General features: G+C 65.2%; 28 protein-coding genes and 1 other RNA gene. 23 read left to right on the top strand and 6 right to left on the bottom strand.

The genetic code is table 11. The features are described from left to right. The first annotated feature begins 113 nt into the window (after positions 1-113). From glcD to IB256_RS04300, 5 genes are all read left to right on the top strand, one after another. Complete coding sequence (gene glcD, locus IB256_RS04320) at positions 114-1,613, top strand: glycolate oxidase subunit GlcD (RefSeq protein ID WP_192401441.1); 1,500 nt, start codon at positions 114-116, stop codon at positions 1,611-1,613. Then, the gene (gene glcE, locus IB256_RS04315) at positions 1,613-2,653 is read left to right on the top strand and encodes a glycolate oxidase subunit GlcE (protein WP_192291075.1); all 1,041 of its coding nucleotides are present in this window, start codon (positions 1,613-1,615) and stop codon (positions 2,651-2,653) included. The genes glcD and glcE overlap by 1 nt, the downstream gene beginning before the upstream one ends. After that, a complete protein-coding gene (gene glcF / locus IB256_RS04310) occupies positions 2,653-3,927 on the top strand; it encodes a glycolate oxidase subunit GlcF (RefSeq protein ID WP_192401439.1) in 1,275 nt (424 codons plus the stop codon). The genes glcE and glcF overlap by 1 nt, the downstream gene beginning before the upstream one ends. Next, entirely contained in the window at positions 3,906-4,304 is a 399-nt protein-coding gene (locus tag IB256_RS04305) for a heme-binding protein (protein WP_192291079.1), read from the top strand. Before glcF ends, IB256_RS04305 begins: the two co-directional genes overlap by 22 nt. 244 nt (positions 4,305-4,548) lie before the next feature. Next, positions 4,549-6,240 carry a lactate permease LctP family transporter gene (locus tag IB256_RS04300; RefSeq protein ID WP_192401437.1) on the top strand — a complete coding sequence of 564 codons (1,692 nt, stop codon included), beginning with the start codon at positions 4,549-4,551 and terminating at the stop codon, positions 6,238-6,240. 281 nt (positions 6,241-6,521) lie between these two features. Here the strand turns inward: IB256_RS04300 and arfB are convergent, their stop codons facing one another. Further along, on the bottom strand, positions 6,522-6,935 hold the full coding sequence (gene arfB, locus IB256_RS04295; RefSeq protein ID WP_081519491.1) for an alternative ribosome rescue aminoacyl-tRNA hydrolase ArfB: 414 nt from the start codon (positions 6,933-6,935) through the stop codon (positions 6,522-6,524). Positions 6,936-7,304: 369 nt separating this feature from the next. Between arfB and IB256_RS04290 the strand changes: the two genes are divergently transcribed. Next, positions 7,305-8,099, top strand: a complete 795-nt coding sequence (locus IB256_RS04290) for a nucleoside-binding protein (RefSeq protein WP_225601639.1) — start codon at positions 7,305-7,307, stop codon at positions 8,097-8,099. Between the two features lie 250 nt (positions 8,100-8,349). On the opposite strand, the gene IB256_RS04285 is transcribed toward IB256_RS04290, so the two are convergent. The 4 genes from IB256_RS04285 to hppD all read right to left on the bottom strand — a co-directional run bounded on the left by IB256_RS04285 (position 8,350) and on the right by hppD (position 12,126). Continuing rightward, entirely contained in the window at positions 8,350-8,727 is a 378-nt protein-coding gene (locus IB256_RS04285; protein ID WP_015476418.1) for an MliC family protein, read from the bottom strand. A gap of 92 nt (positions 8,728-8,819) precedes the next feature. After that, the gene (locus IB256_RS04280; RefSeq protein WP_192291087.1) at positions 8,820-10,235 is read right to left on the bottom strand and encodes an amino acid permease; all 1,416 of its coding nucleotides are present in this window, start codon (positions 10,233-10,235) and stop codon (positions 8,820-8,822) included. Positions 10,236-10,349: 114 nt separating this feature from the next. Beyond that, entirely contained in the window at positions 10,350-10,991 is a 642-nt protein-coding gene (maiA, locus tag IB256_RS04275) for a maleylacetoacetate isomerase (RefSeq protein WP_192291089.1), read from the bottom strand. 52 nt (positions 10,992-11,043) lie between these two features. Then, positions 11,044-12,126, bottom strand: coding sequence for a 4-hydroxyphenylpyruvate dioxygenase (gene hppD / locus IB256_RS04270; protein WP_081519226.1), 1,083 nt, complete (start codon positions 12,124-12,126; stop codon positions 11,044-11,046). A 314-nt stretch (positions 12,127-12,440) separates the two neighbouring features. On the opposite strand from hppD, the gene IB256_RS04265 reads away from it, so the two are divergent. Further along, a complete protein-coding gene (locus IB256_RS04265) occupies positions 12,441-13,208 on the top strand; it encodes an AraC family transcriptional regulator (RefSeq protein ID WP_192292485.1) in 768 nt (255 codons plus the stop codon). A 244-nt stretch (positions 13,209-13,452) separates the two neighbouring features. On the opposite strand, the gene IB256_RS04260 is transcribed toward IB256_RS04265, so the two are convergent. Further along, complete coding sequence (locus IB256_RS04260; RefSeq protein ID WP_225601592.1) at positions 13,453-14,187, bottom strand: S24 family peptidase; 735 nt, start codon at positions 14,185-14,187, stop codon at positions 13,453-13,455. 161 nt (positions 14,188-14,348) lie between these two features. Between IB256_RS04260 and IB256_RS04255 the strand changes: the two genes are divergently transcribed. The 16 genes from IB256_RS04255 to IB256_RS04180 all read left to right on the top strand — a co-directional run bounded on the left by IB256_RS04255 (position 14,349) and on the right by IB256_RS04180 (position 21,860). Beyond that, positions 14,349-14,690 (top strand): helix-turn-helix domain-containing protein, encoded by a 342-nt coding sequence (locus tag IB256_RS04255; RefSeq protein ID WP_192401433.1) that lies wholly within the window; start codon positions 14,349-14,351, stop codon positions 14,688-14,690. Between the two features lie 2 nt (positions 14,691-14,692). After that, entirely contained in the window at positions 14,693-15,136 is a 444-nt protein-coding gene (locus tag IB256_RS04250; RefSeq protein WP_192401431.1) for a hypothetical protein, read from the top strand. Next, positions 15,133-15,336 carry a hypothetical protein gene (locus tag IB256_RS04245; protein ID WP_192401429.1) on the top strand — a complete coding sequence of 68 codons (204 nt, stop codon included), beginning with the start codon at positions 15,133-15,135 and terminating at the stop codon, positions 15,334-15,336. The genes IB256_RS04250 and IB256_RS04245 overlap by 4 nt, the downstream gene beginning before the upstream one ends. After that, positions 15,329-17,389 (top strand): DNA-binding protein, encoded by a 2,061-nt coding sequence (locus IB256_RS04240; protein WP_192401427.1) that lies wholly within the window; start codon positions 15,329-15,331, stop codon positions 17,387-17,389. Before IB256_RS04245 ends, IB256_RS04240 begins: the two co-directional genes overlap by 8 nt. A 17-nt stretch (positions 17,390-17,406) precedes the next feature. Next, positions 17,407-18,126, top strand: a complete 720-nt coding sequence (locus IB256_RS04235; protein ID WP_192401425.1) for an AAA family ATPase — start codon at positions 17,407-17,409, stop codon at positions 18,124-18,126. A 2-nt stretch (positions 18,127-18,128) separates the two neighbouring features. Next, the gene (locus IB256_RS04230; protein WP_192401423.1) at positions 18,129-18,338 is read left to right on the top strand and encodes a hypothetical protein; all 210 of its coding nucleotides are present in this window, start codon (positions 18,129-18,131) and stop codon (positions 18,336-18,338) included. Beyond that, positions 18,331-19,125: a hypothetical protein gene (locus IB256_RS04225; protein WP_192401421.1), complete on the top strand. Its 795-nt coding sequence runs from the start codon at positions 18,331-18,333 to the stop codon at positions 19,123-19,125. The genes IB256_RS04230 and IB256_RS04225 overlap by 8 nt, the downstream gene beginning before the upstream one ends. Beyond that, on the top strand, positions 19,122-19,508 hold the full coding sequence (locus IB256_RS04220) for a helix-turn-helix domain-containing protein (RefSeq protein WP_192401419.1): 387 nt from the start codon (positions 19,122-19,124) through the stop codon (positions 19,506-19,508). The genes IB256_RS04225 and IB256_RS04220 overlap by 4 nt, the downstream gene beginning before the upstream one ends. Continuing rightward, positions 19,492-19,818, top strand: coding sequence for a hypothetical protein (locus IB256_RS04215; protein WP_192401417.1), 327 nt, complete (start codon positions 19,492-19,494; stop codon positions 19,816-19,818). Before IB256_RS04220 ends, IB256_RS04215 begins: the two co-directional genes overlap by 17 nt. 17 nt (positions 19,819-19,835) lie before the next feature. Then, positions 19,836-20,453 carry a DUF3164 family protein gene (locus IB256_RS04210; protein WP_037018723.1) on the top strand — a complete coding sequence of 206 codons (618 nt, stop codon included), beginning with the start codon at positions 19,836-19,838 and terminating at the stop codon, positions 20,451-20,453. A 2-nt stretch (positions 20,454-20,455) separates the two neighbouring features. After that, on the top strand, positions 20,456-20,728 hold the full coding sequence (locus IB256_RS04205; protein ID WP_176707209.1) for a host nuclease inhibitor protein: 273 nt from the start codon (positions 20,456-20,458) through the stop codon (positions 20,726-20,728). A gap of 1 nt (position 20,729) precedes the next feature. Further along, positions 20,730-20,948 (top strand): hypothetical protein, encoded by a 219-nt coding sequence (locus tag IB256_RS04200; protein WP_065083977.1) that lies wholly within the window; start codon positions 20,730-20,732, stop codon positions 20,946-20,948. After that, positions 20,945-21,163, top strand: coding sequence for a hypothetical protein (locus IB256_RS04195; RefSeq protein WP_064979741.1), 219 nt, complete (start codon positions 20,945-20,947; stop codon positions 21,161-21,163). The genes IB256_RS04200 and IB256_RS04195 overlap by 4 nt, the downstream gene beginning before the upstream one ends. 1 nt (position 21,164) lies before the next feature. Next, positions 21,165-21,530 (top strand): hypothetical protein, encoded by a 366-nt coding sequence (locus tag IB256_RS04190; RefSeq protein ID WP_192401415.1) that lies wholly within the window; start codon positions 21,165-21,167, stop codon positions 21,528-21,530. Between the two features lie 8 nt (positions 21,531-21,538). Then, positions 21,539-21,790: a hypothetical protein gene (locus IB256_RS04185; RefSeq protein WP_192401413.1), complete on the top strand. Its 252-nt coding sequence runs from the start codon at positions 21,539-21,541 to the stop codon at positions 21,788-21,790. Continuing rightward, an RNA gene (locus IB256_RS04180) (hammerhead ribozyme type II) lies at positions 21,789-21,860 on the top strand. Before IB256_RS04185 ends, IB256_RS04180 begins: the two co-directional genes overlap by 2 nt. Position 21,861: the final 1 nt, after the last annotated feature.

Genomic DNA, 21,861 nt, shown 5'->3' with positions numbered 1-21,861 from the left:
ATCAATGCAGGTGGACGCCGCCTGACCGGCGGTCGCATTTTCAGCGTGCCGTGGCTCCACGCGACCGCTTGGCGGGCGCGAACAAAAAAACAAAATCAGAGCACCGTCAGCCTATGAACATCCTCTACGACGAGCGCGTCGATGGCGCGCTGCCTGCCGTCGACAAGTCCGCCCTGCTGGCCGAGCTGCGCGCGGCCCTGCCCGATCTCGAACTGCTGCACCGCGCCGAAGACCTCAAGCCTTACGAATGCGACGGCCTTTCCGCCTACCGCACTGTGCCCATGCTGGTGGCGCTGCCCGAGCGCATCGAGCAGGTGCAGGCGCTGCTGAAACTCTGCCATGCGCGCAAGGTGCCGGTGGTCGCGCGCGGCGCGGGCACCGGGCTGTCCGGCGGCGCGTTGCCGCTGGAGAAAGGCATCCTGCTGGTGATGGCGCGCTTCAATCGCATTCTCGAGGTGAATCCACAGGGGCGCTTCGCCCGCGTACAGCCCGGCGTGCGCAACCTGGCGATCTCCCAGGCTGCCGCGCCCCACGGGCTGTATTACGCGCCGGACCCGTCCTCGCAGATCGCCTGCTCCATCGGCGGCAATGTCGCCGAGAACGCCGGCGGCGTGCATTGCCTCAAGTACGGCCTCACCGTGCACAACCTGCTCAAGGTGGACATCCTCACCGTCGAGGGCGAGCAGCTGACGCTGGGCAGCGACGCTCTGGACAGCCCCGGCCTCGACCTGCTGGCACTGTTCACCGGTTCCGAGGGCATGCTCGGCATCGTCACCGAAGTCACCGTCAAGCTGCTGCCTCGCCCGCAGGTGGCGCGGGTGCTGCTGGCCAGTTTCGATTCAGTGGAAAAGGCTGGCCGCGCGGTGGCCGACATCATCGCCGCCGGCATCATCCCCGGCGGGCTGGAGATGATGGACAACCTGTCGATCCGCGCCGCCGAGGACTTCATCCACGCCGGCTACCCGGTGGATGCGGCGGCCATCCTTCTGTGCGAGCTGGACGGCGTGGAAGCCGACGTGCAGGACGACTGCGAGCGCGTCGACCGAGTGCTGCGGGCAGCCGGCGCCACCGACGTGCGCCTGGCCTGCGACGAAGCCGAGCGCGTGCGCTTCTGGGCCGGGCGCAAGAATGCCTTCCCGGCGGTGGGGCGCATCTCCCCGGACTACTACTGCATGGACGGCACCATCCCGCGTCGCGAGCTGCCGCGCGTGCTGCACGGCATTGCCGAGCTGTCGGAGGAGTTCGGCCTGCGCGTGGCCAACGTATTCCATGCCGGCGACGGCAACATGCACCCGCTGATCCTCTTCGACGCCAACGTGCCCGGCGAGCTGGAACGTGCCGAGGCCATCGGTGGGAAAATCCTCGAACTCTGCGTGGCGGTGGGCGGCAGCATCACCGGCGAGCACGGCGTGGGGCGCGAGAAGATCAACCAGATGTGCGCGCAGTTCAACAGCGACGAGCTGACCCTGTTCCACGCGGTGAAGGCGGCGTTCGACCCGGACCGCCTGCTCAACCCCGGCAAGAACATCCCCACCCTGCACCGCTGCGCCGAGTTCGGTGCAATGCACGTGCACCACGGCCAACTGCCCTTCCCCGACCTGGAGCGCTTCTGATGCCCGACGCCAGCAGCGAACTGCTCGAGCAGGTGAACCAGGCGCTCGCCGCGCGCACGCCGTTGCGCATTCGCGGTGGCGACAGCAAGGCCTTCCTCGGCCGCCCGGTGAACGGCGTGGAACTGGACACTCGTCCGCACAGCGGCATCGTCAGCTACGACCCGACCGAACTGGTGCTGACCGCCCGCGCCGGCACGCCGCTGGCGGAGATCGAAGCGGCGCTGGAGGCGGCCGGGCAGATGCTGCCGTGCGAGCCACCCGATCATTCGGGCGCGACCTTCGGCGGCGTGGTGGCTGCCGGGCTCTCCGGCCCGCGCCGACCCTGGTCGGGTTCGGTGCGCGATTACGTGCTGGGCACGCGGCTGATCACCGGCCACGGCAAGCTGCTGCGCTTCGGCGGCGAGGTGATGAAGAACGTCGCCGGCTACGACCTGTCGCGCCTGCTGGCGGGCAGCTTCGGCTGTCTGGGGGTGATCACCGAAGTCTCGATGAAGGTGCTGCCCAAGCCGCGGATGTGCGCCAGCCTGCGCCTGGAAATGGGCGTCCACCAGGCGCTGGGTGAGCTCGCCGAATGGGGCGCGCAGCCGATCCCGATCACTGCCGCCTGCTATGACGGCACCGCGCTGTACCTGCGCCTTGAAGGCGGCGAAGGTTCGGTGTGCTCCGCGCGACTGCGCCTGGGCGGCGAGGAGATCGACAGCGGCTACTGGCAGGATCTGCGCGAACAACGCCTGGGGTTCTTCGCCGGCCCCGGCACGCTCTGGCGGCTGTCGCTGCCCAACGCGACACCGGCGCTGTCCCTGCCGGGCGAGCAACTGATCGACTGGGGCGGCGCGCAGCGCTGGCTGAAGTCCGAGGCAGATGCAGAACTGATCCGCCACAGCGCCGCCGAAGTCGGCGGCCATGCCCTGCGCTACACACCGGGTGACGATGGCTTCCACCCGCTGCCCGCCGCGCTGCTGCGCTACCACCGCAGCCTCAAGCAGCAGCTCGACCCGCAAGGCCTCTTCAACCCCGGCCGGATGTACAGGGAGCTCTGATGCAAACCAACCTGAGCGAACAGGCCAGGCACCTGCCGCGCGCCGAGGAGGCCGAACGCATCCTGCGCTCCTGCGTGCACTGCGGCTTCTGCACGGCCACCTGCCCGACCTACCAGTTGCTGGGCGACGAACTGGACGGCCCGCGCGGTCGCATCTACCTGATCAAGCAGGTGCTCGAAGGTGCCGCGCCCAGCGCCAGCACCCGCGAGCACCTGGACCGCTGTCTGAGCTGCCGCAACTGCGAAACCACCTGCCCTTCCGGCGTGGACTACCACAACCTGCTGGACATCGGCCGGGCGGTGGTCGAGCAGCAGGTGCCGCGCACCTTCGGCGAGCGCCTGATGCGCCAGGGCCTGCGCGCCGTGGTGCCGAATGCCGCGCTGTTCGGCGCGCTGGCCAGGGCCGGGCGCACCTTCTACCCGCTGCTGCCGGAGGGCCTGCAAAGCAAGCTGCCGCGCCATCCGCATCCCCCCGTGGAGCGCCCGAAACCGCGCCACACGCGGCGCATGCTGATGCTCGAAGGCTGCGTCCAACCGGCGCTGTCACCCAACACCAATGCCGCTGCCGCGCGGGTGCTGGATCGCCTCGGCATCAGCGTGATCCCGGCGGCGGATGCCGGTTGCTGCGGTGCCGTGGACTATCACCTGAATGCCCAGGAACAGGGACTGGATCGGGCGCGGAGGAACATCGACGCCTGGTGGCCGTCGATCCAGGCCGGCGTCGAAGCCATCGTGCAGACGGCCAGCGGCTGCGGCGCCTTCGTCCGCGACTACGGCCATCTGCTGGAGCGCGATGCGCAGTATGCGGCCAAGGCCCGACGGGTCAGCGAACTGACCCGCGACCTGTCCGAGGTTTTGCGCGATGAACCACTGGAAGCGTTGCACCTGCACGGCGACCGTCGCCTGGCCTTCCACTGCCCCTGCACGCTGCAGCACGCGCTGAAGCTCGGCGGCGCGGTGGAAGGCGTGCTCACGCGCCTGGGCTTCAGCCTCACCGCCGTGCCGGACAGCCACCTGTGCTGCGGCTCGGCCGGGACCTACTCGCTGACCCAGCCGGAGCTGTCCCGGCGCCTGCGCGACAACCGTCTGAAGGCGCTGGAGAGCGGCGCCCCGGAAGTCATAGTCACCGCCAATATCGGCTGCCAGACGCACCTGGCCGGCGCAGGCCGCACGCCGGTAAGGCACTGGATCGAACTGGTGGAAGAGGCGCTCGCCGATGCGCCATTGGAATCCCTTCAAGGCGAGGTGCAAGCATGCTCAGCAAAGCCGTTCTGACCCAGCAGGAAGTCGGCCGCATCCTCGCCGCCGCGCGCGCCGAAGCGCAGCGCAACCACTGGGCGGTGGCCATCGTGGTGGTCGATGACGGCGGCCACCCGCTGGCCCTGGAGCGACTCGACGGCTGTGCCCCGGCCAGCGCCTACATCGCCACCGAGAAGGCCCGCAGCGCGGCACTGGGCCGGCGCGAAACCAAGGGCTACGAGGACATGGTCAATGGCGGCCGCACCGCCTTCGTCACCGCGCCGCTGCTCACTTCGCTCGAAGGCGGCGTACCGGTCGTGCTGGACGGCCAGGTGATCGGCGCGGTGGGCGTTTCCGGGGTGAAGGCCGGCGAGGATGCACAGGTCGCCAGCGCCGGAGTGGCCGCGCTTTGAAAGCGCTCACACGGCCCTGGCGACAGACAGCCACCGGCCGATTTGTGGTCGTCGCCGGCCTCAAGCGAGCCGGCGGCGACACCCCCAAAAGCTTGCCCGAACTCGCTTTCAGAAGCCCCGCTACGCGCCGCGTTGCGGGGCTTTTTCAATGCCTGCCGGCCCGCGCGCCGCCCGGACACGCGCCACCTGAAAGAGTTATCCACCGCTGACGCTTTGCCTCCGACAACAACAAGGGACACTCCCCATGCAAACCTGGCAGCAGCTCTATACTCCGCTCGGCAGCCTCGGCCTCTCGGCCCTGGCGGCCCTCGTGCCGATCATCTTCTTCTTCCTCGCCCTGGCGGTGTTCCGCCTCAAGGGCCACGTCGCCGGCGCCATCACCCTGGTGCTCTCGCTGCTGATCGCCATCAGCGTCTACCACATGCCGGTGGACAAGGCGCTGGCCTCGGCGGTCTACGGTTTCTTCTACGGACTTTGGCCGATCGCCTGGATCATCGTGGCGGCGGTGTTCCTCTACAAGCTGACGGTGAAGAGCGGGCAGTTCGAGATCATCCGCAGCTCGGTGCTGTCGATCACGGTCGACCAGCGCCTGCAGGTGGTGCTGATCGGCTTCTCCTTCGGCGCCTTCCTCGAGGGCGCGGCGGGCTTCGGTGCGCCGGTGGCGATCACCGCGGCGCTGCTGGTCGGCCTGGGCTTCAACCCGCTGTACGCAGCCGGCCTGTGCCTGATCGCCAACACCGCGCCGGTGGCCTTCGGCGCGCTGGGCATCCCGATCATCGTCGCCGGGCAGGTGTCGGGCGTGGATGCTTTCAAGATCGGCGCCATGGCCGGCCGGCAGTTGCCGATCCTGTCGGTGATCGTGCCCTTCTGGCTGGTGGCGATGATGGACGGCTGGCGCGGTATCCGCGAGACCTGGCCGGCGCTCCTGGTGGCTGGCGGCACCTTCGCCATCAGCCAGTTCCTCACCTCCAACTTCATCGGCCCGGAGCTGCCGGACATCACCTCGGCGCTGCTGAGCATGGTCTGCCTGACCCTGTTCCTGCGCGTGTGGCAGCCGGCGAACGTGCGTGAGACGGAGTTCTCCAGCATCAACGCCGACGGCACCGCGACGCTCGGTGCAGTCGGTGGTGGTGGCGGGCAGCGCCGGGAATCGCAGTACAGCTTCGGGCAGATCTTCAAGGCCTGGTCGCCCTTCCTGATCCTCACCGTGCTGGTGACCATCTGGACCATGAAGCCCTTCAAGGCGATGTTCCTGCCCGGCGGCGCGCTGGAGAACTGGGTGGCGGTAATCGCCGTGCCGTACCTCGACCAGCTTGTCCTGAAGGCCGCACCCATCGTCGCCAACCCGACGCCGATGCCGGCGATCTACAAGTTCGACCTGGTGTCGGCCAGCGGCACGGCGATCTTCTTCGCGGCGCTGATCTCCATGGCCATCCTGCGCATCGGCGTGAAGAGCGGCGCGGCGACTTTCGGCGAGACGCTGAAGGAGCTGAAGTGGCCGGTGCTGACCATCGGCATGGTGCTGGCCTTCGCCTTCGTCACCAACTACTCGGGAATGTCCACGACCCTGGCGCTGGTGCTGGCGGGCACCGGCGCGGCCTTCCCGTTCTTCTCGCCGTTCCTCGGCTGGCTGGGGGTTTTCCTGACCGGCTCGGACACCTCGTCCAACGCCCTGTTCGGCTCACTGCAGGCGACCACCGCGCACCAGCTCGGGGTCAGCGACACACTGCTGGTGGCGGCCAACACCACCGGCGGGGTGACCGGCAAGATGATCTCGCCGCAGTCCATCGCCGTAGCCTGCGCGGCCACCGGGATGGTCGGGCGCGAGTCGGACCTGTTCCGCTTCACGGTCAAGCACAGCCTGATCTTCGCCGCGTTCATCGGGCTGATCACGCTGGCGCAGGCCTATGTGTTCACCGGGATGCTGGTGCACTGATTCGCCGCCGGAGCTTTACGTAGGGTGCATCACGCGCCAGCGTTATCCGCCGTGTGCAAGACGGCGGATAACCTGCGCCAGGTTATGCGCCCTGCAGGACTAAAGTCTCCTGTAGGAGCAAATGCCCCTCACCCTAACCCTCTCCCGCAAGCGGGAGAGGGAACTGTTCGGCGCAGGATGAAATCACGCTGTCAGCCGGCACAATCGGCCCCCTCTCCCTTCAGGGAGAGGGCTGGGGAGAGGGAAGCGCCCCAACGCCGATGTTCAGCCAAACCAACCACTCAGAAATCCACCTTCCCCCGCCCCGCCTTGATCGCCCCGCGCTTGCTCTTGCCTTCCAGCCGGCGCGTCTTCGAGCCCAGCGTCGGCTTGGTCGGGCGGCGCTTCTTCTCCACCTTCGCGACGCTGCGGATCAGCTCTGCCAGGCGGTTCAGCGCATCTTCGCGGTTCTGCTCCTGGGTGCGGTACTGCTGCGCCTTGATCACCACCACGCCGTCGCTGGTGATGCGCTGGTCGCTCAGCGCGAGCAGGCGTTCCTTGTAGAACTCAGGCAGGGATGAGGCGCGCACATCGAAGCGCAGGTGCACGGCGCTGGACACCTTGTTGACGTTCTGTCCGCCAGCGCCCTGGGCACGGATGGCGTTCAGCTCGATCTCGGCGTCGGGGATCTGCACGGTGTTGGAAATCTGCAGCATGGCTGTCGGAAGAGTCGGAAAGTCAGCAGCATAACGGCTGGCGACCAGTCTGTCGCCAAACCGCAGTACAGCGCCGCGCAAGGCTCATTCCTGACTTCCGCGTCAATTTTTGTATACGAATTTGTGTACAAGTTTTTCTTGCAATGTCATCAATTCACCATTAGAACCCAGCCTGTCACCGACCGCAGTTCACCCTGCGGGACGCCGGCCCCGAAGCCACAAAAAATAAGAACAACACAGAGGTGCAGCATGGTTTCTTCCGCGATGACGGCCCTTGGCGCCGCCCGCCCCCAACTGCGTTCCAGCCGCCGCCTGAGCACCGGCCGCCGGTTCGCCCTCGGTACCGCGCTGGTGCTCGCCCCGCTGGGCATGGCGCAGGCCGATGACGATCGCTTCTTCGAGTGGACCAGCAACACGCTGGGCTTCCGCTACGGCAAGGGCTTCACCAACCCGAACAACCCGCACGACATCAGCAAACGCATCTTCAGCTTCAGCCACGCCGACGGTTACCGCTACGGCAGCAACTTCTTCCACCTCGACGTGCTGCAGTCCGACAGCGATGACCCGCGCAAGGGCACCGACAGCGGCAGCAGCGAGGTCTACGGGGTATTCCGCAGCCAGCTGTATGCCTCGCGGGTGTTCGACCTGCCGCAGGGCAAGGGTCTGGTGAAGGACCACGCCTTCACCTTCGGCTTCGACGCCAGCCGCAACAACAACCTCGGCTCGGCGAAAAAGCGCGCACTGGTGTTCGGCCCCACCATCAAGTTCAACGGGCCCGGCGTGCTGGACCTCTCGCTGTTCTACTACCGCGAGAAGAACCACTCCGGCATCCCCAACGTGAAGCACCCGGACCACACCTTCGACACTACCTACATGGTCAACCTGACCTGGCTGCGGCCGTTCCAGCTGGGTGACCACGGGGCGAAGTTCCAGGGCTTCCTGAACTACACCGGGGAAAAGGGCGAGGACTACAACGACAACGACACCGCGCCGGAAACGCTGATGCGCACCTCACTGATGTTCGCCACCCTGCCCGGCGCCAAGCGCCAGCCGAACCTGTGGCTGGGCGTGGGCTACGAGTACTGGCACAACAAGTTCGGCGTGGACGGCGGACGCGGCACCCGCACCTCGACGCCGACGGTGAACCTCGAATTCACCTTCTGACAGGGTGCGAATTGTAGGAGCGCGCCATGCGCGCGATCGCGGGCATGGCCCGCTCCTACAGGTTTAATCCGCGTCTCGGCCTATGTTCGGTCGTAGGGCGCATAACCTGGAACAGGTTATGCGCCGTTGTCCATGCGGCGGATAACGCTGGCGCGTTATTCGCCCTGCAAAAGCTCATCCGCCCATGGCGCGCTGACATGAAAAAGCCCGGCATCTGCCGGGCTTTTCCGTCCGGGCGCCACAAGAGGAATCAGCTCTCCTTGCAGGCTACGCCGTCGGCGGGCTCGCCGCCTTTCCAGTCCTTGTACAGGGTGGCGTCCTCACCCTTGGTCCACCAGATGTACTGGCCGGCGGCGTACTTGGCGCCGGAGGCGGAGATGACGTTGGCGAAGACCAGGCTGGAGGCGTCGGTCACCGGCACCACGGCCAGGCTGTTGTCGCCCTTGTTCAGGTACTGAACGCTGATCTTGCGGCCGTCCTCGCACTTGTACGAGACGCTGCGCGAATCCAGTTTGGCGTCGCCGGGCAGGACCAGCGCGTCGACCTGGGGTGCTTTCTTTTCCTCACCGCCGCAGGCGACGAGGAGGACCGGCACGGCGGCCGCGAGCAGCCAAAGTGCTTTTTTCATGAGTATCCCTCTGACGAAAAATGGCCCGGTCACTCTAGGAAAGGTCGGGCCGCACGGTCAATCTCGGGCGGCCCGTCTCAAAGTCGGGCGACTCAGTCCGCCAACGCCGCCCGCACCTCGCTACGCACCGCGCCCTGGCGTTTCAGGCGATAGCAGCCGTACATCACCAGCAGCCACACAGGAATCGCATAGACCGACACCTGGATGCCCGGGGTGAGCAACATGACGCCGAGGATGAACACCACGAAGCCCAGGCACAGCCAGTTGGCCGCCGGGTAAGCCACGGCACGGAAGGCGGTGCGCTTGCCGTCGGCATCCATGCGCGCGCGAAACTTCAGGTGCGCCAGGCTGATCATCGCCCAGTTGATCACCAGCGCGGCGACCACCAGAGACATCAGCAGCTCCAGCGCGCGGGCCGGGACCAGGTAGTTCACCAGCACGGCGAGGAAAGTCACCGCCGCCGAGACCATCAGCGAGCGCACCGGCACGCCACGGCTGTCCACCTTGGCCAGCGCACGCGGCGCGTCGCCCTGCTCCGCCAGGCCCACCAGCATGCGGCCGTTGCAGTAGGTGCCACTGTTGTAGACCGACAGTGCGGCGGTGAGCACCACGAAATTGAGTACGTGGGCGGCGGTACTGCTGCCGATCATCGAGAAGATCTGCACGAAGGGGCTGCCGCTGTAGGAGTCGCCGGAGGCGTTCAGGGTCTGCAGCAGGCTGTCCCACGGCGTCAGCGAAAGCAGCACGGCCAGCGCGCCGATGTAGAAGATCAGGATGCGGTAGATCACCTGGTTGATCGCCTTGGGGATCACCTTCCTCGGCTGGTCGGCCTCGGCGGCGGTGAAGCCGAGCATCTCCAGCCCGCCGAAGGAAAACATGATGATCGCCATGGCCATCACCAGCCCGCTGATGCCGTGGGGGAAGAAGCCGCCATGGGCCCACAGGTTGCTCACCGCCGCCTGCTCGCCGCCGGTGCCGCTGGCCAGCAGGTAGCAGCCCAGGGCGATCATGCCGACGATGGCGGCGACCTTGATGATGGCGAACCAGAACTCCGCCTCGCCGAAGGCCTTCACGTTGAACAGGTTGATGGCGTTGACCACGATGAAGAACAGCGCGGCGGTGGCCCAGGTCGGCACGTCCGGCCACCAGTAGTGGATGTACTTGCCCACCGCGGTGAGTTCCGACATGCCCACCAGGATGTACAGCACCCAGCAGTTCCAGCCCGAGAGGAAGCCGGCGAAGCCGCCCCAGTACTTGTGCGCGAAGTGGCTGAAGGAGCCGGCGACGGGCTCCTCGACGATCATCTCGCCGAGCTGGCGCATGATCAGGAAGGCGATGAAACCGGCAATGGCGTAGCCGAGGATCATCGACGGGCCGGCAGACTTGAGCACCCCGGCCGAGCCGAGGAACAGCCCGGTTCCGATGGCGCCGCCGAGGGCGATCAGCTGGATATGGCGATTCTTCAGGCCGCGCTGGAGCTGGCCTGCGTGTTGAGTTTCACGCGTCATGCGTCACCTGTTGTTTTTATCTGTGACTGGAATCGGCCGCCCGGCTTGTGGCCAGACGGTTCGTGTAGAGCAGTACGGGCAAGGCAAGGCTAAAGAGCGGTGGAATGGCGGGTCTTACTGGGCGTCGGGCTGCACCTCCGGGGCGGCCTGCTGGAAGGCTTCGAGGGATTCGCAGCGCGCGGCGATGGCGAGCAGGCGCGGGCAACCGGAAAGGTCGCAGTCGAAGCGGCGGGCGTTGTACAGCTGGGGAATCAGGCAGGCCTCGAAGTAGCCGGGGCGCTCACCCAGGGACAGCGGGCCGGTCCAGTGGGCGACGCCCTTTTCTACCGCGTGCAGGCCGGTCTCGACCCAGTGGCGAATCCAGGCGCTTTTCGCCTCGTCCGCCACACCCAGCGGTCCGCTGAGGTACTGCAGCACCCGCAGGTTGTTCAGCGGATGGATGTCGCAGGCGATGTGCAGAGACAACGCACGGACCTGCGCACGTTGCAGCGCATCGCGCGGCAGCAGGCCCGGTTGCGGATGGGTCTCGTCGAGGTATTCGAGGATGGCCAGGGACTGGGCGATGCGCGCGTCGCCGTCCACCAGCAACGGCACCAGCTCCTGCGGGTTGAGCGACTGGTAGTCGGCGGCGTGCTGTTGCCCGCCGTCCTTCACCAGGTGCACCGGGACCTGGCGGTAGGCCAGGCCCTTGAGCCCGAGGGCGATGCGCACGCGATAGGCAGCGCTGGAGCGCCAGTAGGAATACAGGGTGAGCATGGCGGTTCTCCGCGGGCGGCCACGCTATCCGCGCGGCCGCCGGGCAAGCGAGTTACTGGTCGGAGATCACGCCACGACGAATCTGGTCTTCCTCGATGGATTCGAACAAGGCCTTGAAGTTGCCCTCGCCGAAGCCCTGATTGCCCTTGCGCTGGATGATCTCGAAGAAGATCGGGCCGATCACTGTGTTGGTGAATATCTGCAGCAGGATGCCGTCATCGCCCGGCGCGCCGTCGATGAGGATGTTCAGCTCGCGCAGTTGCTCCAGCGGCTCACCGTGGCCGGCAACGCGGGTGTCGACCTTGGCATAGTAGGTGTCCGGAGTGCTCATGAAATCCACGCCGTTGGCGCGCAGCTGGCGCACGGTGGCGTAGATGTCCTCGGTGGTCAGGGCGATGTGCTGGATGCCTTCGCCGTGGTATTCGCGGATGAATTCCTCGATCTGCGACTTGTCGTCCGCCGACTCGTTGATCGGGATGCGGATCTTGCCGCAGGGCGCGGTCATGGCGCGGGAAAGCAGGCCGGTGAGCTTGCCTTCGATATCGAAGTAGCGGATCTCGCGGAAGTTGGCGATGCGCTCGTAGAAGCCGGACCAGACGTCCATCTGGCCGCGCTTGACGTTGTGGGTCAGGTGGTCGATGCACAGCAGGCCGACGGCGTTGTCGTTGGCCGTGCGTCCTTCGATGAACTCGAAGTCGACGTCATAGATGCTCTTGTCGCCATAACGGTCGACCAGATACAGCAGCGAGCCGCCGATGCCTTCGACGCAGGGGATGTTCAGCTCGCCGAAGTTGGCGTGGCTGCCCACCAGTTTCGCGCCCTGGGATTCGACATACGCGGCGGCCTGCGCTGCGTTCTTCACCCGAAAGGCCATGGCGCAGGCGCTCGGACCGTGCTTCTTGGCGAACTCGTGGACGTGGCCGGTGGGGCTGCCGTTGAGCACGATGTTGATGTCGTTCTGCTGGAACAGGAAGACTTCCTTGGAACGGTGCTTGGCAGTCTCGGTGAAGCCCATGCCGGTGAACAGCTGGCGCAGTTGCTGGATGCCCTGGGCGTCGGGGGCGGTGAATTCGACGAACTCGAAGCCGTCGGTGCCGATGGGATTGTGTTGTTCGATCTTGGTCACGGCGTTCATCCGGCCTCCTCGTTGTCGTTATCGGCTGGCTCGGCGCGGGGCCGTCCAGGCGTCTGGAATGCCTCCATCTCAACCGTCGCGGGGCTCTGGAACAAGCCGGGTGCCGCCGGTTTGCGCTCTGGCGGTGCGCTTGTCCCGGCAAGAAATCCTTACACCGCCCAAGGCCCCGTGCGGCATGCCGCCGCACCGTAAAGATTTCGTGACAAAGTGGTGCACCAACTTGCCAGTGCGAGTGCCGCGCCCTCGTCAGGGCGCCGTGCGGCGGCTACCATGCGGCCCATCTCCCCTGCCCGAATCGGACTTTGGCCCGCACTATGGCCCGCGCCGCTCCCCCTGATTTCGAAGCCACGCCGGCGACCCTGCGGGCCCTGGCCCGCAGCTACCCGCGCGGCCTGCACATCGAGCCGCACTCCCACGACTGGGGGCAGGTGCTCTACGCCATGTCCGGGGTGATGTGGCTGGAGACGCCTTCCGAAGCGCTGCTGGTGCCGCCCAACCGTGCCGTCTGGCTGCCGCCGCAGGTGCCCCACGGCATCCGCGTGGTCAGCGAACTGCAGATGCGCAACATCTACCTGCGGCCGGGCACGGCGGACTCCCTCGGCGAACAGGTGCAGGCGTTCGAAGTGGGCGGGTTGCTGCGCGAGCTGATCGTCCGGCTGGTGGAGCACGAGCGCGAGCCGGATACCGACTACTACCAGGCGTTGTCGCAACTGGCGGTGCTGGAGCTGCAACGCGCCCGCAGCCTGCTGTTGCGCGTGCCATTGCCGGACGACTCCGACCGTCGCCTGCTGAACCTGTGCCTGGCGGTGATGGCCGAACCGACCCAGGAGATATCCTTCGAGCAGCACGCCGCCGACGCCGGCGCCAGCGTGCGTACCCTTGCCCGCCTGTTCACACGCAGCCTGGGCATGGGCTTCGCCCAGTGGCGCCGGCAGGTGCAACTGGCCACCGCGGTGGCGCAGCTCAACGAAGGCCTCGCGGTGAGCCAGATCGCCCATGGGCTGGGGTATCAGCCAGGGAGCTTCAGCGAGATGTTCCGGCGTGAGTTGGGCGTGGTGCCGTCGGAGTATTGCGCCAGGTGAGGTTCGGCGTTGGGCGGTTCGCGAGCAAGCTCGCTCCCACGAAAAGCAAAATGCCCTGATCTGGTGTGAGCTAGTGGGAGTATTGGCACAGGGCCGGAGGAAGCCGGAAGAGTCCGGAAGAAGCCGGAGAGGCCCGGATGGCGCGGGCCAAACCGACAAGCTCTGCTGAGCAGTGCCAAAACTGGCAAACGCAGCGAGCGGCAAATTTAGCGGGGGTAATTGGCATACCCCCTGTCAGCGGCAATTAGATCAGCCAACCACCAGCCCAGACGGCGCGACCAACAATCTGCAGCTCAGCCAGGCGGTCCTTGGGGACGGTCATAGGCTGATAGTCCTTATTTTGGCTAAGGATCAGCACGGAGCCATCAAACTGGCGCTGTAGGCGCTTCGCGTACAGGTGGTCATCCAAAAGGATCACGTAGACGGCTTCACCCTCAAGGGTGTTGCGGCTCTGGTCAATCATCACCGTGTCATCGTCTTCGATGAGCCCTTTCATCGAATCCCCATCGTTTCGCAGGCACGCCAAGCTGTCAGGGTTCAGCCCCTTCTTTCGGAGCGAGTATCGAGTGAACGCCAGACTAGTGAGCACTTGTGCGCGCTCATTCCAGGCGCCATGCCCCGAGCTGCAACGTGCGTCGTAGAGGGGGATGAGCGCATAGACGTCCTCATCCAGCTCGGCAGCAGAACTGACGCGCGACGTAGCCAGGAACATCTCTCCGCGACCAGTGGCTACCCAGTCCAGGGACACGCCCTTGCTGGATGCGAGCAAGGCAACTGAGCCGAAGGCCGGCATCCCATCACCGGATATCCAGCGCTGCAGGGACGACAACGCGACCTGTGCCGTTGCAGCCGCCTGTTTTCGAGACTCGTACAGGTCTGCGACAGCGGCTATTCGAGTTTCCATTCCCGTATACAGAAAAGAAACCGCATCGCCGGATTCTTTCTCTGATTTCTTTTCTTCATAACTAGTTGATTTCAAAGGGATCAATCCTGTTTTCAGCTCTTCATGCCTGGAATTGGGATTGGAAAGTCTCGAATACAGCTTTCATGAATCCTGTTTGCGGGTTATGTTTATGCCCTAGGTAACGTTAAACACCCCAAAAAAACCGCCCTGCCAGGCGGTTCAAATGGACGTTAAGCATGAACACAACCGAAGTCCCTCTTGATCCAAATCTCCGCTGGGAATGGATCAAGTTCCAACTCCGCGCCAAAGGCACGTCGCTGGCAAAGCTCGCCCGCGAGCTGGACGTTTCTGGGCCAGCCGTAAAAAACGTGAAGCGCACTGCTTACCCACGCATGGAAAGAGCAATCGCGAAAGCGCTGGGTATCGAGCCACGTGATCTCTGGCCGGAGCGTTGGGGCAGCGATGGCAACCCGCATCGCCAAAGGCCAAAGCGCCGCGAATCCACAACCAGAGTGCAGGTGCAAAAGCATAACCCAGCTTATGACCTTGGGCACCGTAAAACCGGCACGGAGGCTTGAACATGCGTCACGGAAAAGACGACCGCACAATAAACATCGATTTCGATGTGCCGCAGCCCCAACTGGTTAGCGCCTGCGACTTCCGCGTCCAGGTAAGCGAAATCGTCAGCGAGATGCTGACAGGGGCTAGGTCCACCGGGCTTGAGCGCATCGACGTAGCCGCCCAAATGTCCCGCCTCTCGGGCGAAGACATCAGCAAAGCCATGCTGGATGCCTGGTCTTCGACTGCCCGCATCGATCACAACCTGCCTTTCTATCGCGCCGCCCTCCTGGAGCAAGTCTGCGGCAGCCATCAGCTGACTGACCTAATCGTCACCGTACGAGGTGGCCGGGTTAGTTGGGGGCGCGATGCCTTGCTGGCTGAACTGGGCCGCGTCGAGAGCATCAAGGATGAGGCGACCCGCCAAGCCCGCGAACTGCGCCGCCGCCTTGGAGGTGCCCAATGACACGCCTTCAGGAAATCGAGAAAGGCCTGCTCGACGATCTGCGCCATGCAACCGAGTTCTACAAGTGCGTGGAGGCTGAAAGCCCTGCAACAGAAAACGGTGCATGGGCTGACGCCCATGAGTGGCTTCGCACAGCGGCCCTGAACCTCGGGGCGGCCTTGATTGCTGAGTTTGAGGCATGTGAGGCGCACCATGAGTAAGTGGTTTTCCGCGCAAGAGCTTGCCGGTCTGCCAGGTCTGCCAGGAACGGTTCAAGGTCTACGAATGGCTGCCGCTCGGGAAGGCTGGGAAGGCCAGCGCCGACTCGGAACCAAAGCCATTGAGTACTCCTTCGACGTCCTGCCAGTAGAGGCCCAGGCAGCACTCTTGGCTCGCCTGGTTCAAGAAGACGAGTCGGAGGCCACGCCGCAACCGACCGCGCCACACACACTGATTACGCCGAAGCGTGACGGTATTTCAACGTCACGCTTGAACGATGATCAGCGCGAAGTGATGACCGCGCGCGTGTCCTTGATCCGTGAAGTCGAGCGGATGAGCCAGTTCGTCAGCCAGCAGCGCGCGATCCTCACCCTGGTCGGCCTGGCTCGGGAAGGCAACCTCAGTCCGTACCTGGTCGAGCGTGTCGAGCGCGCCAACGACCGCAAGACCGCAGACCGCACACTGAGCGAGCGCACCCTCAAGCGCTGGCTGGCCGACTACCGCAAGCATGGCGAAATCGCCCTGGCTCCGGCTCGCCGCAAGCCTGACATGAGCGTGCCGGTGTGGGCGCCCGTGTTCCTCAAGCATTACCAGAAGCCGCAGAAGCCCAGCGTCGAAGCGGCCTACGACCGATTCAAAGGCGAGTATCAGGGCTGTCCGAGCATCCATGCTGTGCGCCGGTTCCTGGCCAAGCTCAGCCCGGAGGCCCGTGAGCACGGCCGCATGGGTTCCCGCGAAATCAAGGCGGTCAAGGCGTTCAACCGCCGCAAGGCAGACATGCTCTGGCCTAACGACGTGTGGGTGGCGGACGGCCACACCTTCGACGCAGAGGTAATGAACCCGCTGACAGGCCAGATTTTCAAGCCGGAAATCACCATGGTTATCGACTGGGGAACCCGCCGCATCGTCGGTTTCTCGGTCAACCTGGCCGAGTCGACCATTGCCACCATCGACACCATCCGCGACGGCGTAACCCGCGTCGGCATGTTCAAGCTTTTCTATGTCGACAACGGCAGCGGCTTCGACAACGACACGGTGCGGGAAGTGGTGGATCGCCTGGGTGGCGATATGACCCACTCCATTGCTTACAACTCCCAGGCACGCGGTGTCATCGAGCGCCCGCACAAAAGCATCCTGGTGAAGCTGGCAAAGACGTATGACAGCTACATCGGCAAAGACATGGACAAAGAGGCCGCTACCCGCGTGCATCGCCTGTCCCGCAAGCAACTGGCCGAGGGCACCCAGCCCACTCAGATTCCCACCTTCGACCTGTTCTTCCGCGACCTGCAGGACGCTCTGGACGACTACAACTACAAGCCCCATCGCGGCCTCCCGAAAGTCCGCGATGTAGAAACTGGGCGGATGCGTCACCAAACGCCGATGGAGTCCTGGAAGTCGGCCGAGGCTGAGGGCTGGGAGCCGCTTCAAGCCTCTGCGGAGGTCGTGGCCAGCCTGACTCGTCCCCAGGTCGTTCGCACCACCAACCGCGCCGAAGTGAAGTTTGGCGGTGGCATCTACTTCGCCCGAGAGCTGGAAGCTCTGCACGGCCAGGAAGTACGCGTCGCCTATGACTTCCGCGATGCGAGCCGCGTGTGGGTCCACAACCTGGAGGGCGAGCTGATCTGCGAGGCCCTGGTGGATGGCAACGCCTCGCCAGCCATGCCGCGTTCCCTGCTGGACAAGGCGAGCGACCGCCGCGAGAAGGGCCAGATCGCCCGCGCCGTCACCAAGGTCAAGACCTTGACCGGCCAGGACGTCGAGCTGCGCGTTGTGCCAAAGGCAGTGCCAACTGCCGATCTTTCCGCTGAGCAGATCGGCGAGGCACGCCGCTATGCCGCCGCGCTGGCTGCCCCCGCTACCGCCAGCACTTTCGAGATTCCGACTGACTCCATGGCGCGCTATCGCCTGTGGAAGCGCGTCGACCGCCGCATTACCGGGGGCGAGCAGATGGAGCCCGAGGCCCATCGCTGGCACAGCGATTACCCCCGCACCGAAGAATTCAAGTCCACCCAGGACATGTACGACTTTGCCGAGGCCGGCATGGCCCGCGCTTGACCACAGGAGCAACAACTATGAACGCCAACAAAATCGTCCCGCTCACCAACGTAGGCCTGCTGGCCAACGCCATCGACCGTGCCATGCGCCGCCCTGTCGGGCTGCCGGGTCTGGTCGTTGCCTTCGGCCCGAGCGGATACGGCAAGTCCGTCGCAGCCTCTTTCGCCGCCACCAAGCACCGTGCCTACTACGTCGAGTGTCGTGACACCTGGACTAAAAAAGCCTTCCTGCAGGCCGTACTGCGCGACATGGGCATCACCCCGGCTCGCACCTTGTCCGAGATGGTCGACCAGATCGCCGAGCAGCTCAGCCGCAGCAACCGCCCGCTGCTGATCGACGATGCCCAGTACCTCCTGGACAAGGCCGCTGCGAATGTCATCACCGACATTTTCAACGCCAGCCAGGGAACCATCGTGCTGATCGGAGAAGAGCGTGTGCCGGCCAGCCTGGCCAAGCTTGAGCGCCTGCACAACCGCGTCCTGGAATGGGTTCCGGCGCAGCCGGCTACTGCCGACGATCTGCGCGACCTGGTGGAGGCCAACTACCCCCACCTCACCATCGCCGACGAGCTGCTTGACGACCTCTGCAAGCAGACCCGTGGCTGCCTGCGCCGCGTGGCCGTGAACCTCTACCGCGTCCACACCGAGGCTCAGGCCATTGGCGCCGACACGATTGACCTGGCCACCTGGGGGAATCGCGGCTGGTTCACTGGCGAAGCCCCGGCGCGGAGGGCTTGAGCATGGCTAACCATGTAGACCTCACCGAGATCGCTTGTGCCGGCTGTGGCAGCGAACACCACATTGCCTATGTGAACCCCGCCGCACACGCCCCCAAGCTGATCGACCTGGTTATTGAGTGCGCCGAGTGCGGCCGCACTCTCAATGAGTTCGTGACCGTCAGTGAAATGCTCGTCGTGAGCCAAGGCTCCAAGGCGGTGCGCAATGCGTAAGGCCATTCACCTCACCATGACTGGTGGCAAGAGCCCGCGTCAGCACATGTGGGAAGCCATCCGCTCGCTGTCCCGCGACCCGAAAGGCCTGACCACCTACAACGTGTCGCGCCTATCCAGCCAGGAAGACCAGGCCGTGAGCAGCTACCTGCGCGACCTGCAGAAGGCCGGCATCGTCGAGCGTGTTGAAGTCCTGGTCCAGCGTGATGCCCGCTGGAAGCTGCTGGCGGATGAAGGCGCCGAGGCTCCGCGTGTGAACAAGCGCGGCGAGCGCGTGCCGCCGTCTGCAGTCGAGAACATCTGGCGCACCCTGCGCATCCTGGGCGAGATGAGCGCAGCCGAGGCCGCAGAGCACGCCAGCATCAACGGCGTAACGATGACCGAGCTGGCTGCCCGTACCTACCTGCAGGGGCTGACCCTCGCCGGCTATGTCACCCGCACCGACGGCACGCCAGGCAAGCCGGCCCGCTACCACTTGGTCCGCCAGCGCTACACCGGCCCTCAGCATCCGGTCTATCAGCGCAGCACCTTCGAACAGGTCTACGACCCGAACCTAGACAGGGTGGTGTGGAGCAAAGGCGTCCCGGATAGCCCGGAGCTGTCCGGCCTGCGACTCGAAAAGGCGCGTCTGGAAAAGCTGCTGGCGGACCTGTGCACGGCTGCCAAGCCAGTTGGCCGGCTGGCTGATCGGATGGTGGCTCAGTTCCACAGCGACGACAGCGAGCGCACCGAGGGCATCGAGACATTGCGCCTGTTCAACGACCTGGTGCGCGAGGTGCGCGCATGAATGCCCGAGTCGATCTGTCCGCTTGGGGCGAGCAGCCCCCGCAGTGGGTCTGCCTGCTGGCCGCCGAGGTCGAACAGACCAACCGTACCCGTGCCGGTGAGCGCATCGGCATGAGCCGCTCTGCCGTCAGCCTGGTGCTCTCCAACCGCTACCCGTCGCCAAGTACCTCGGCTGTCGAGCGCCGCGTGGTGGCCGCCCTGGGTGCGCTGGACTGCCCCGCCCAGGGCGAGCCCATCAGCCTGATCGAGTGCCAAAGCTACCGCGAAAAGAAGGCCCCGACGCACAACCCGCAGGCGATGCAGCAGTGGAAGGCCTGCCAGCACTGCACCAACAACCCCAACTGCGCCCAAGCCCTGGAGGCGAGCCATGCAAGCCAGCACTAACACTCAGCTGAAAGTCCTGACCCCGCGCCTGGCTGATCGGCTGCGGACCTTCAACAGCGCGGCGCGTGATCTGCAGCGCATGGGTATCCGCCTGCACCGCATCGAGCCTGAGGCATACCGCCTGGTCATCAGTCCCGAGGACGGCCGCCGTCTGGTGGGCCTGAAGCTGGTCTGCGGATACCAGCGCCAGGGCTCGGCAGGCAGCACCCGTTACAGCGCGCAGTTCCAGGGCGTGGAAGTCACCTGGTCCGAGCCGATCAGTTACCGCGACTTCGCCAGCTCGTCCCCCATCGACCTCACTTTCCACTGATCTGCAGGAGCAACCACATGAACCAAATCGCAATTCCTGAGGGCTTCCGCTTCGACGCGCAGCGCCGCCTGGTGCATGAAGACATGATCAAGCCCATCGACAAGACCCGTGACGCTCTGGTCGTCGACCTGGTGCAGCAGGGCCTGGCAGTCCAGGACACCCTACAGCGTTTCAAGGCCGCAGCCTTTGGCGACATCGAGGCGTTCATTGACCTGTCCGCCGAGCAGTACCAGGTCAAGCTGGGCGGGAAGAAAGGCAATGTCACGCTGATGTCGTTCGACGGCCGGTACAAGATCGTCCGCGCCATTCAGGAAAGCATTGCCTTTGACGAGCGCCTGCAGGCGGCGCGCGCTCTGATCGATGAATGCCTGCAGGAGTGGACCGAGGGCGCCCGCCCGGAGGTCGTCACGCTGGTCAACGACGCATTCCGCACGGACACCAAGGGCGAAATCCGAACCGCCCGTGTGCTCGCCCTGCGCCGCCTGGCCATTGAGGACGAGCGCTGGCAGCGGGCGATGCAGGCCATCGGCGAGGCGTGCCAGGTTATCGGCTCCAAGTCCTACATCCGCCTCTATGAGCGGATCGGCGACAGCGACCAGTTCCGCCCCATCAGCCTTGACTTGGCGGGGGTGTGATCATGGCCAAGATCATCGCCTATTGCTGGGCCAGTGGCCTGATCCAGTTCGGCCTGGAGGTCCCCGAGGGAGCCATAGGTATTGCCCGTGGTGAGGACGCGGCGGTGCGCGAGAACATCGAAGTCACCGCGCGCCTTGCTTACGACAACGAATCGCTGCTGGTTCCGGGAGTTCCGGAGGCACCAAACCAGCGCGATGGGCTGCTGGCTGTCGCGCGCTATATCCAGTGGCTTGGAGAGCGCAACGGTCCCGAGTTTCGGGCGATGGGGGTGTGACATGGGGCAAGCACCTCTGCTCGATGACATGAACCCGGACAAGAGCATCCGGGACATCATCCAGGACGCCGAGCTGCTCGACGTGGATTGCTTCGACGTCATGCACCTGCAGCTGGACAACGACAAAGAGCTGGTGATGGTTGCCATCACTGGCGAGTACCTGGACCCGGTGGCAAAGGTCCTGGAAGCCCTCCGGGAAATGCGGGAGGCCAAGGCATGAGCAACTCCGTCGAGTTCAACATGCGCCGCGCTGGCGACGGCTACACCGCCACCAGCAAGGGCAAGTCGGCTAGCTGCAGCTGGAGCCGCGAGCAATGCGCCAAACGCCTGGGCCACAAGCTTTTCCCTGATGCCGCCCTGCGCGTCGAGTGCATCGAAGACGTGCGCGAAGGCAGCCGCGACAGCCGCTGGCGGATCACTGCGGAGGGGCACTGACATGCACGAGCGTGCAGCACAGCTGATCTACCGGACGCTCTGCCGTGTCGAGGCACGCCTGGCACGGCAGGCCCTGGGCATGGACCAGGTGCCGCCAATGCCAGCGCTCCAGGTCGAGGAAGTCGATGCAGTCGAGCCAGCCGAGCTGGAGGAAGTACTCCAGCCGGAGGCCGCGCCTGTCGACGCCTTCGACGACGAGCCAGCACCGTCGCCCAGCCCGCTCTTGCCGCCGATGGCTGCACGGATCGAGGCGATGGCCAAGCGTGGATGGACGCCTCAGATGGCGGCCCACGACCTGCGCCTTCATCCCAAGCGGGTGCGCCAGATCGCCCGCGACCATCACATCACCTTTCACTGCCTGCGCTAGGGGGATTCATGAGCAAGTTCACCATCACCATCACCGAGGAAAGCGACGGCCTGAGCATCATGCTGGACGGCACGGGCAGAAAGGACGGCCCGGCCGCTATCACCGCATTGGCTCTTCTGCACGTCGCCAAAGACATCGTGCCGAAGGCCACCAAGAGCGCGGCAGAGAAAGGGAATTGCCAGTGCGACAAGTGCAAGGCCGCCCGTGCGGAGGCTCAGGAGCAGGCGCCGTCCAACGAGGGGAAACCCACCATCCACTAAGCGAAACCGCCCCGGCCTGGCCGGAGCGGTCTGCCCAGCGTGGTGGCTGGGTACTGACGAGCAGCCGAGGA

Origin of the sequence: Pseudomonas sp. PDM17, assembly GCF_014851985.1 — a bacterium.
Taxonomy (GTDB): Bacteria; Pseudomonadota; Gammaproteobacteria; order Pseudomonadales; family Pseudomonadaceae; genus Pseudomonas.
The sequence above is the reverse complement of the archived record's forward strand: the minus strand, read 5'-3'. Positions and strand labels throughout refer to the sequence as shown.

Coding starts and splice junctions, on each gene's coding strand:
- glcE (WP_192291075.1), top strand. CDS start 1,613: ATGCCCGACGCCAGCAGCGAACTGCTCGAGCAGGTGAACCAGGCGCTC.
- IB256_RS04280 (WP_192291087.1), bottom strand. CDS start 10,235: ATGACGCGTGAAACTCAACACGCAGGCCAGCTCCAGCGCGGCCTGAAG.
- IB256_RS04225 (WP_192401421.1), top strand. CDS start 18,331: ATGCGTAAGGCCATTCACCTCACCATGACTGGTGGCAAGAGCCCGCGT.
- IB256_RS04210 (WP_037018723.1), top strand. CDS start 19,836: ATGAACCAAATCGCAATTCCTGAGGGCTTCCGCTTCGACGCGCAGCGC.
- IB256_RS04235 (WP_192401425.1), top strand. CDS start 17,407: ATGAACGCCAACAAAATCGTCCCGCTCACCAACGTAGGCCTGCTGGCC.
- IB256_RS04230 (WP_192401423.1), top strand. CDS start 18,129: ATGGCTAACCATGTAGACCTCACCGAGATCGCTTGTGCCGGCTGTGGC.
- IB256_RS04255 (WP_192401433.1), top strand. CDS start 14,349: ATGAACACAACCGAAGTCCCTCTTGATCCAAATCTCCGCTGGGAATGG.
- IB256_RS04265 (WP_192292485.1), top strand. CDS start 12,441: ATGGCCCGCGCCGCTCCCCCTGATTTCGAAGCCACGCCGGCGACCCTG.
- hppD (WP_081519226.1), bottom strand. CDS start 12,126: ATGAACGCCGTGACCAAGATCGAACAACACAATCCCATCGGCACCGAC.
- glcD (WP_192401441.1), top strand. CDS start 114: ATGAACATCCTCTACGACGAGCGCGTCGATGGCGCGCTGCCTGCCGTC.
- IB256_RS04215 (WP_192401417.1), top strand. CDS start 19,492: ATGCAAGCCAGCACTAACACTCAGCTGAAAGTCCTGACCCCGCGCCTG.
- IB256_RS04200 (WP_065083977.1), top strand. CDS start 20,730: ATGGGGCAAGCACCTCTGCTCGATGACATGAACCCGGACAAGAGCATC.
- IB256_RS04220 (WP_192401419.1), top strand. CDS start 19,122: ATGAATGCCCGAGTCGATCTGTCCGCTTGGGGCGAGCAGCCCCCGCAG.
- IB256_RS04190 (WP_192401415.1), top strand. CDS start 21,165: ATGCACGAGCGTGCAGCACAGCTGATCTACCGGACGCTCTGCCGTGTC.
- IB256_RS04290 (WP_225601639.1), top strand. CDS start 7,305: ATGGCGCAGGCCGATGACGATCGCTTCTTCGAGTGGACCAGCAACACG.
- IB256_RS04285 (WP_015476418.1), bottom strand. CDS start 8,727: ATGAAAAAAGCACTTTGGCTGCTCGCGGCCGCCGTGCCGGTCCTCCTC.
- IB256_RS04300 (WP_192401437.1), top strand. CDS start 4,549: ATGCAAACCTGGCAGCAGCTCTATACTCCGCTCGGCAGCCTCGGCCTC.
- IB256_RS04205 (WP_176707209.1), top strand. CDS start 20,456: ATGGCCAAGATCATCGCCTATTGCTGGGCCAGTGGCCTGATCCAGTTC.
- IB256_RS04305 (WP_192291079.1), top strand. CDS start 3,906: ATGCTCAGCAAAGCCGTTCTGACCCAGCAGGAAGTCGGCCGCATCCTC.
- glcF (WP_192401439.1), top strand. CDS start 2,653: ATGCAAACCAACCTGAGCGAACAGGCCAGGCACCTGCCGCGCGCCGAG.
- IB256_RS04240 (WP_192401427.1), top strand. CDS start 15,329: ATGAGTAAGTGGTTTTCCGCGCAAGAGCTTGCCGGTCTGCCAGGTCTG.
- IB256_RS04195 (WP_064979741.1), top strand. CDS start 20,945: ATGAGCAACTCCGTCGAGTTCAACATGCGCCGCGCTGGCGACGGCTAC.
- maiA (WP_192291089.1), bottom strand. CDS start 10,991: ATGCTCACCCTGTATTCCTACTGGCGCTCCAGCGCTGCCTATCGCGTG.
- IB256_RS04250 (WP_192401431.1), top strand. CDS start 14,693: ATGCGTCACGGAAAAGACGACCGCACAATAAACATCGATTTCGATGTG.
- IB256_RS04185 (WP_192401413.1), top strand. CDS start 21,539: ATGAGCAAGTTCACCATCACCATCACCGAGGAAAGCGACGGCCTGAGC.
- IB256_RS04245 (WP_192401429.1), top strand. CDS start 15,133: ATGACACGCCTTCAGGAAATCGAGAAAGGCCTGCTCGACGATCTGCGC.
- arfB (WP_081519491.1), bottom strand. CDS start 6,935: ATGCTGCAGATTTCCAACACCGTGCAGATCCCCGACGCCGAGATCGAG.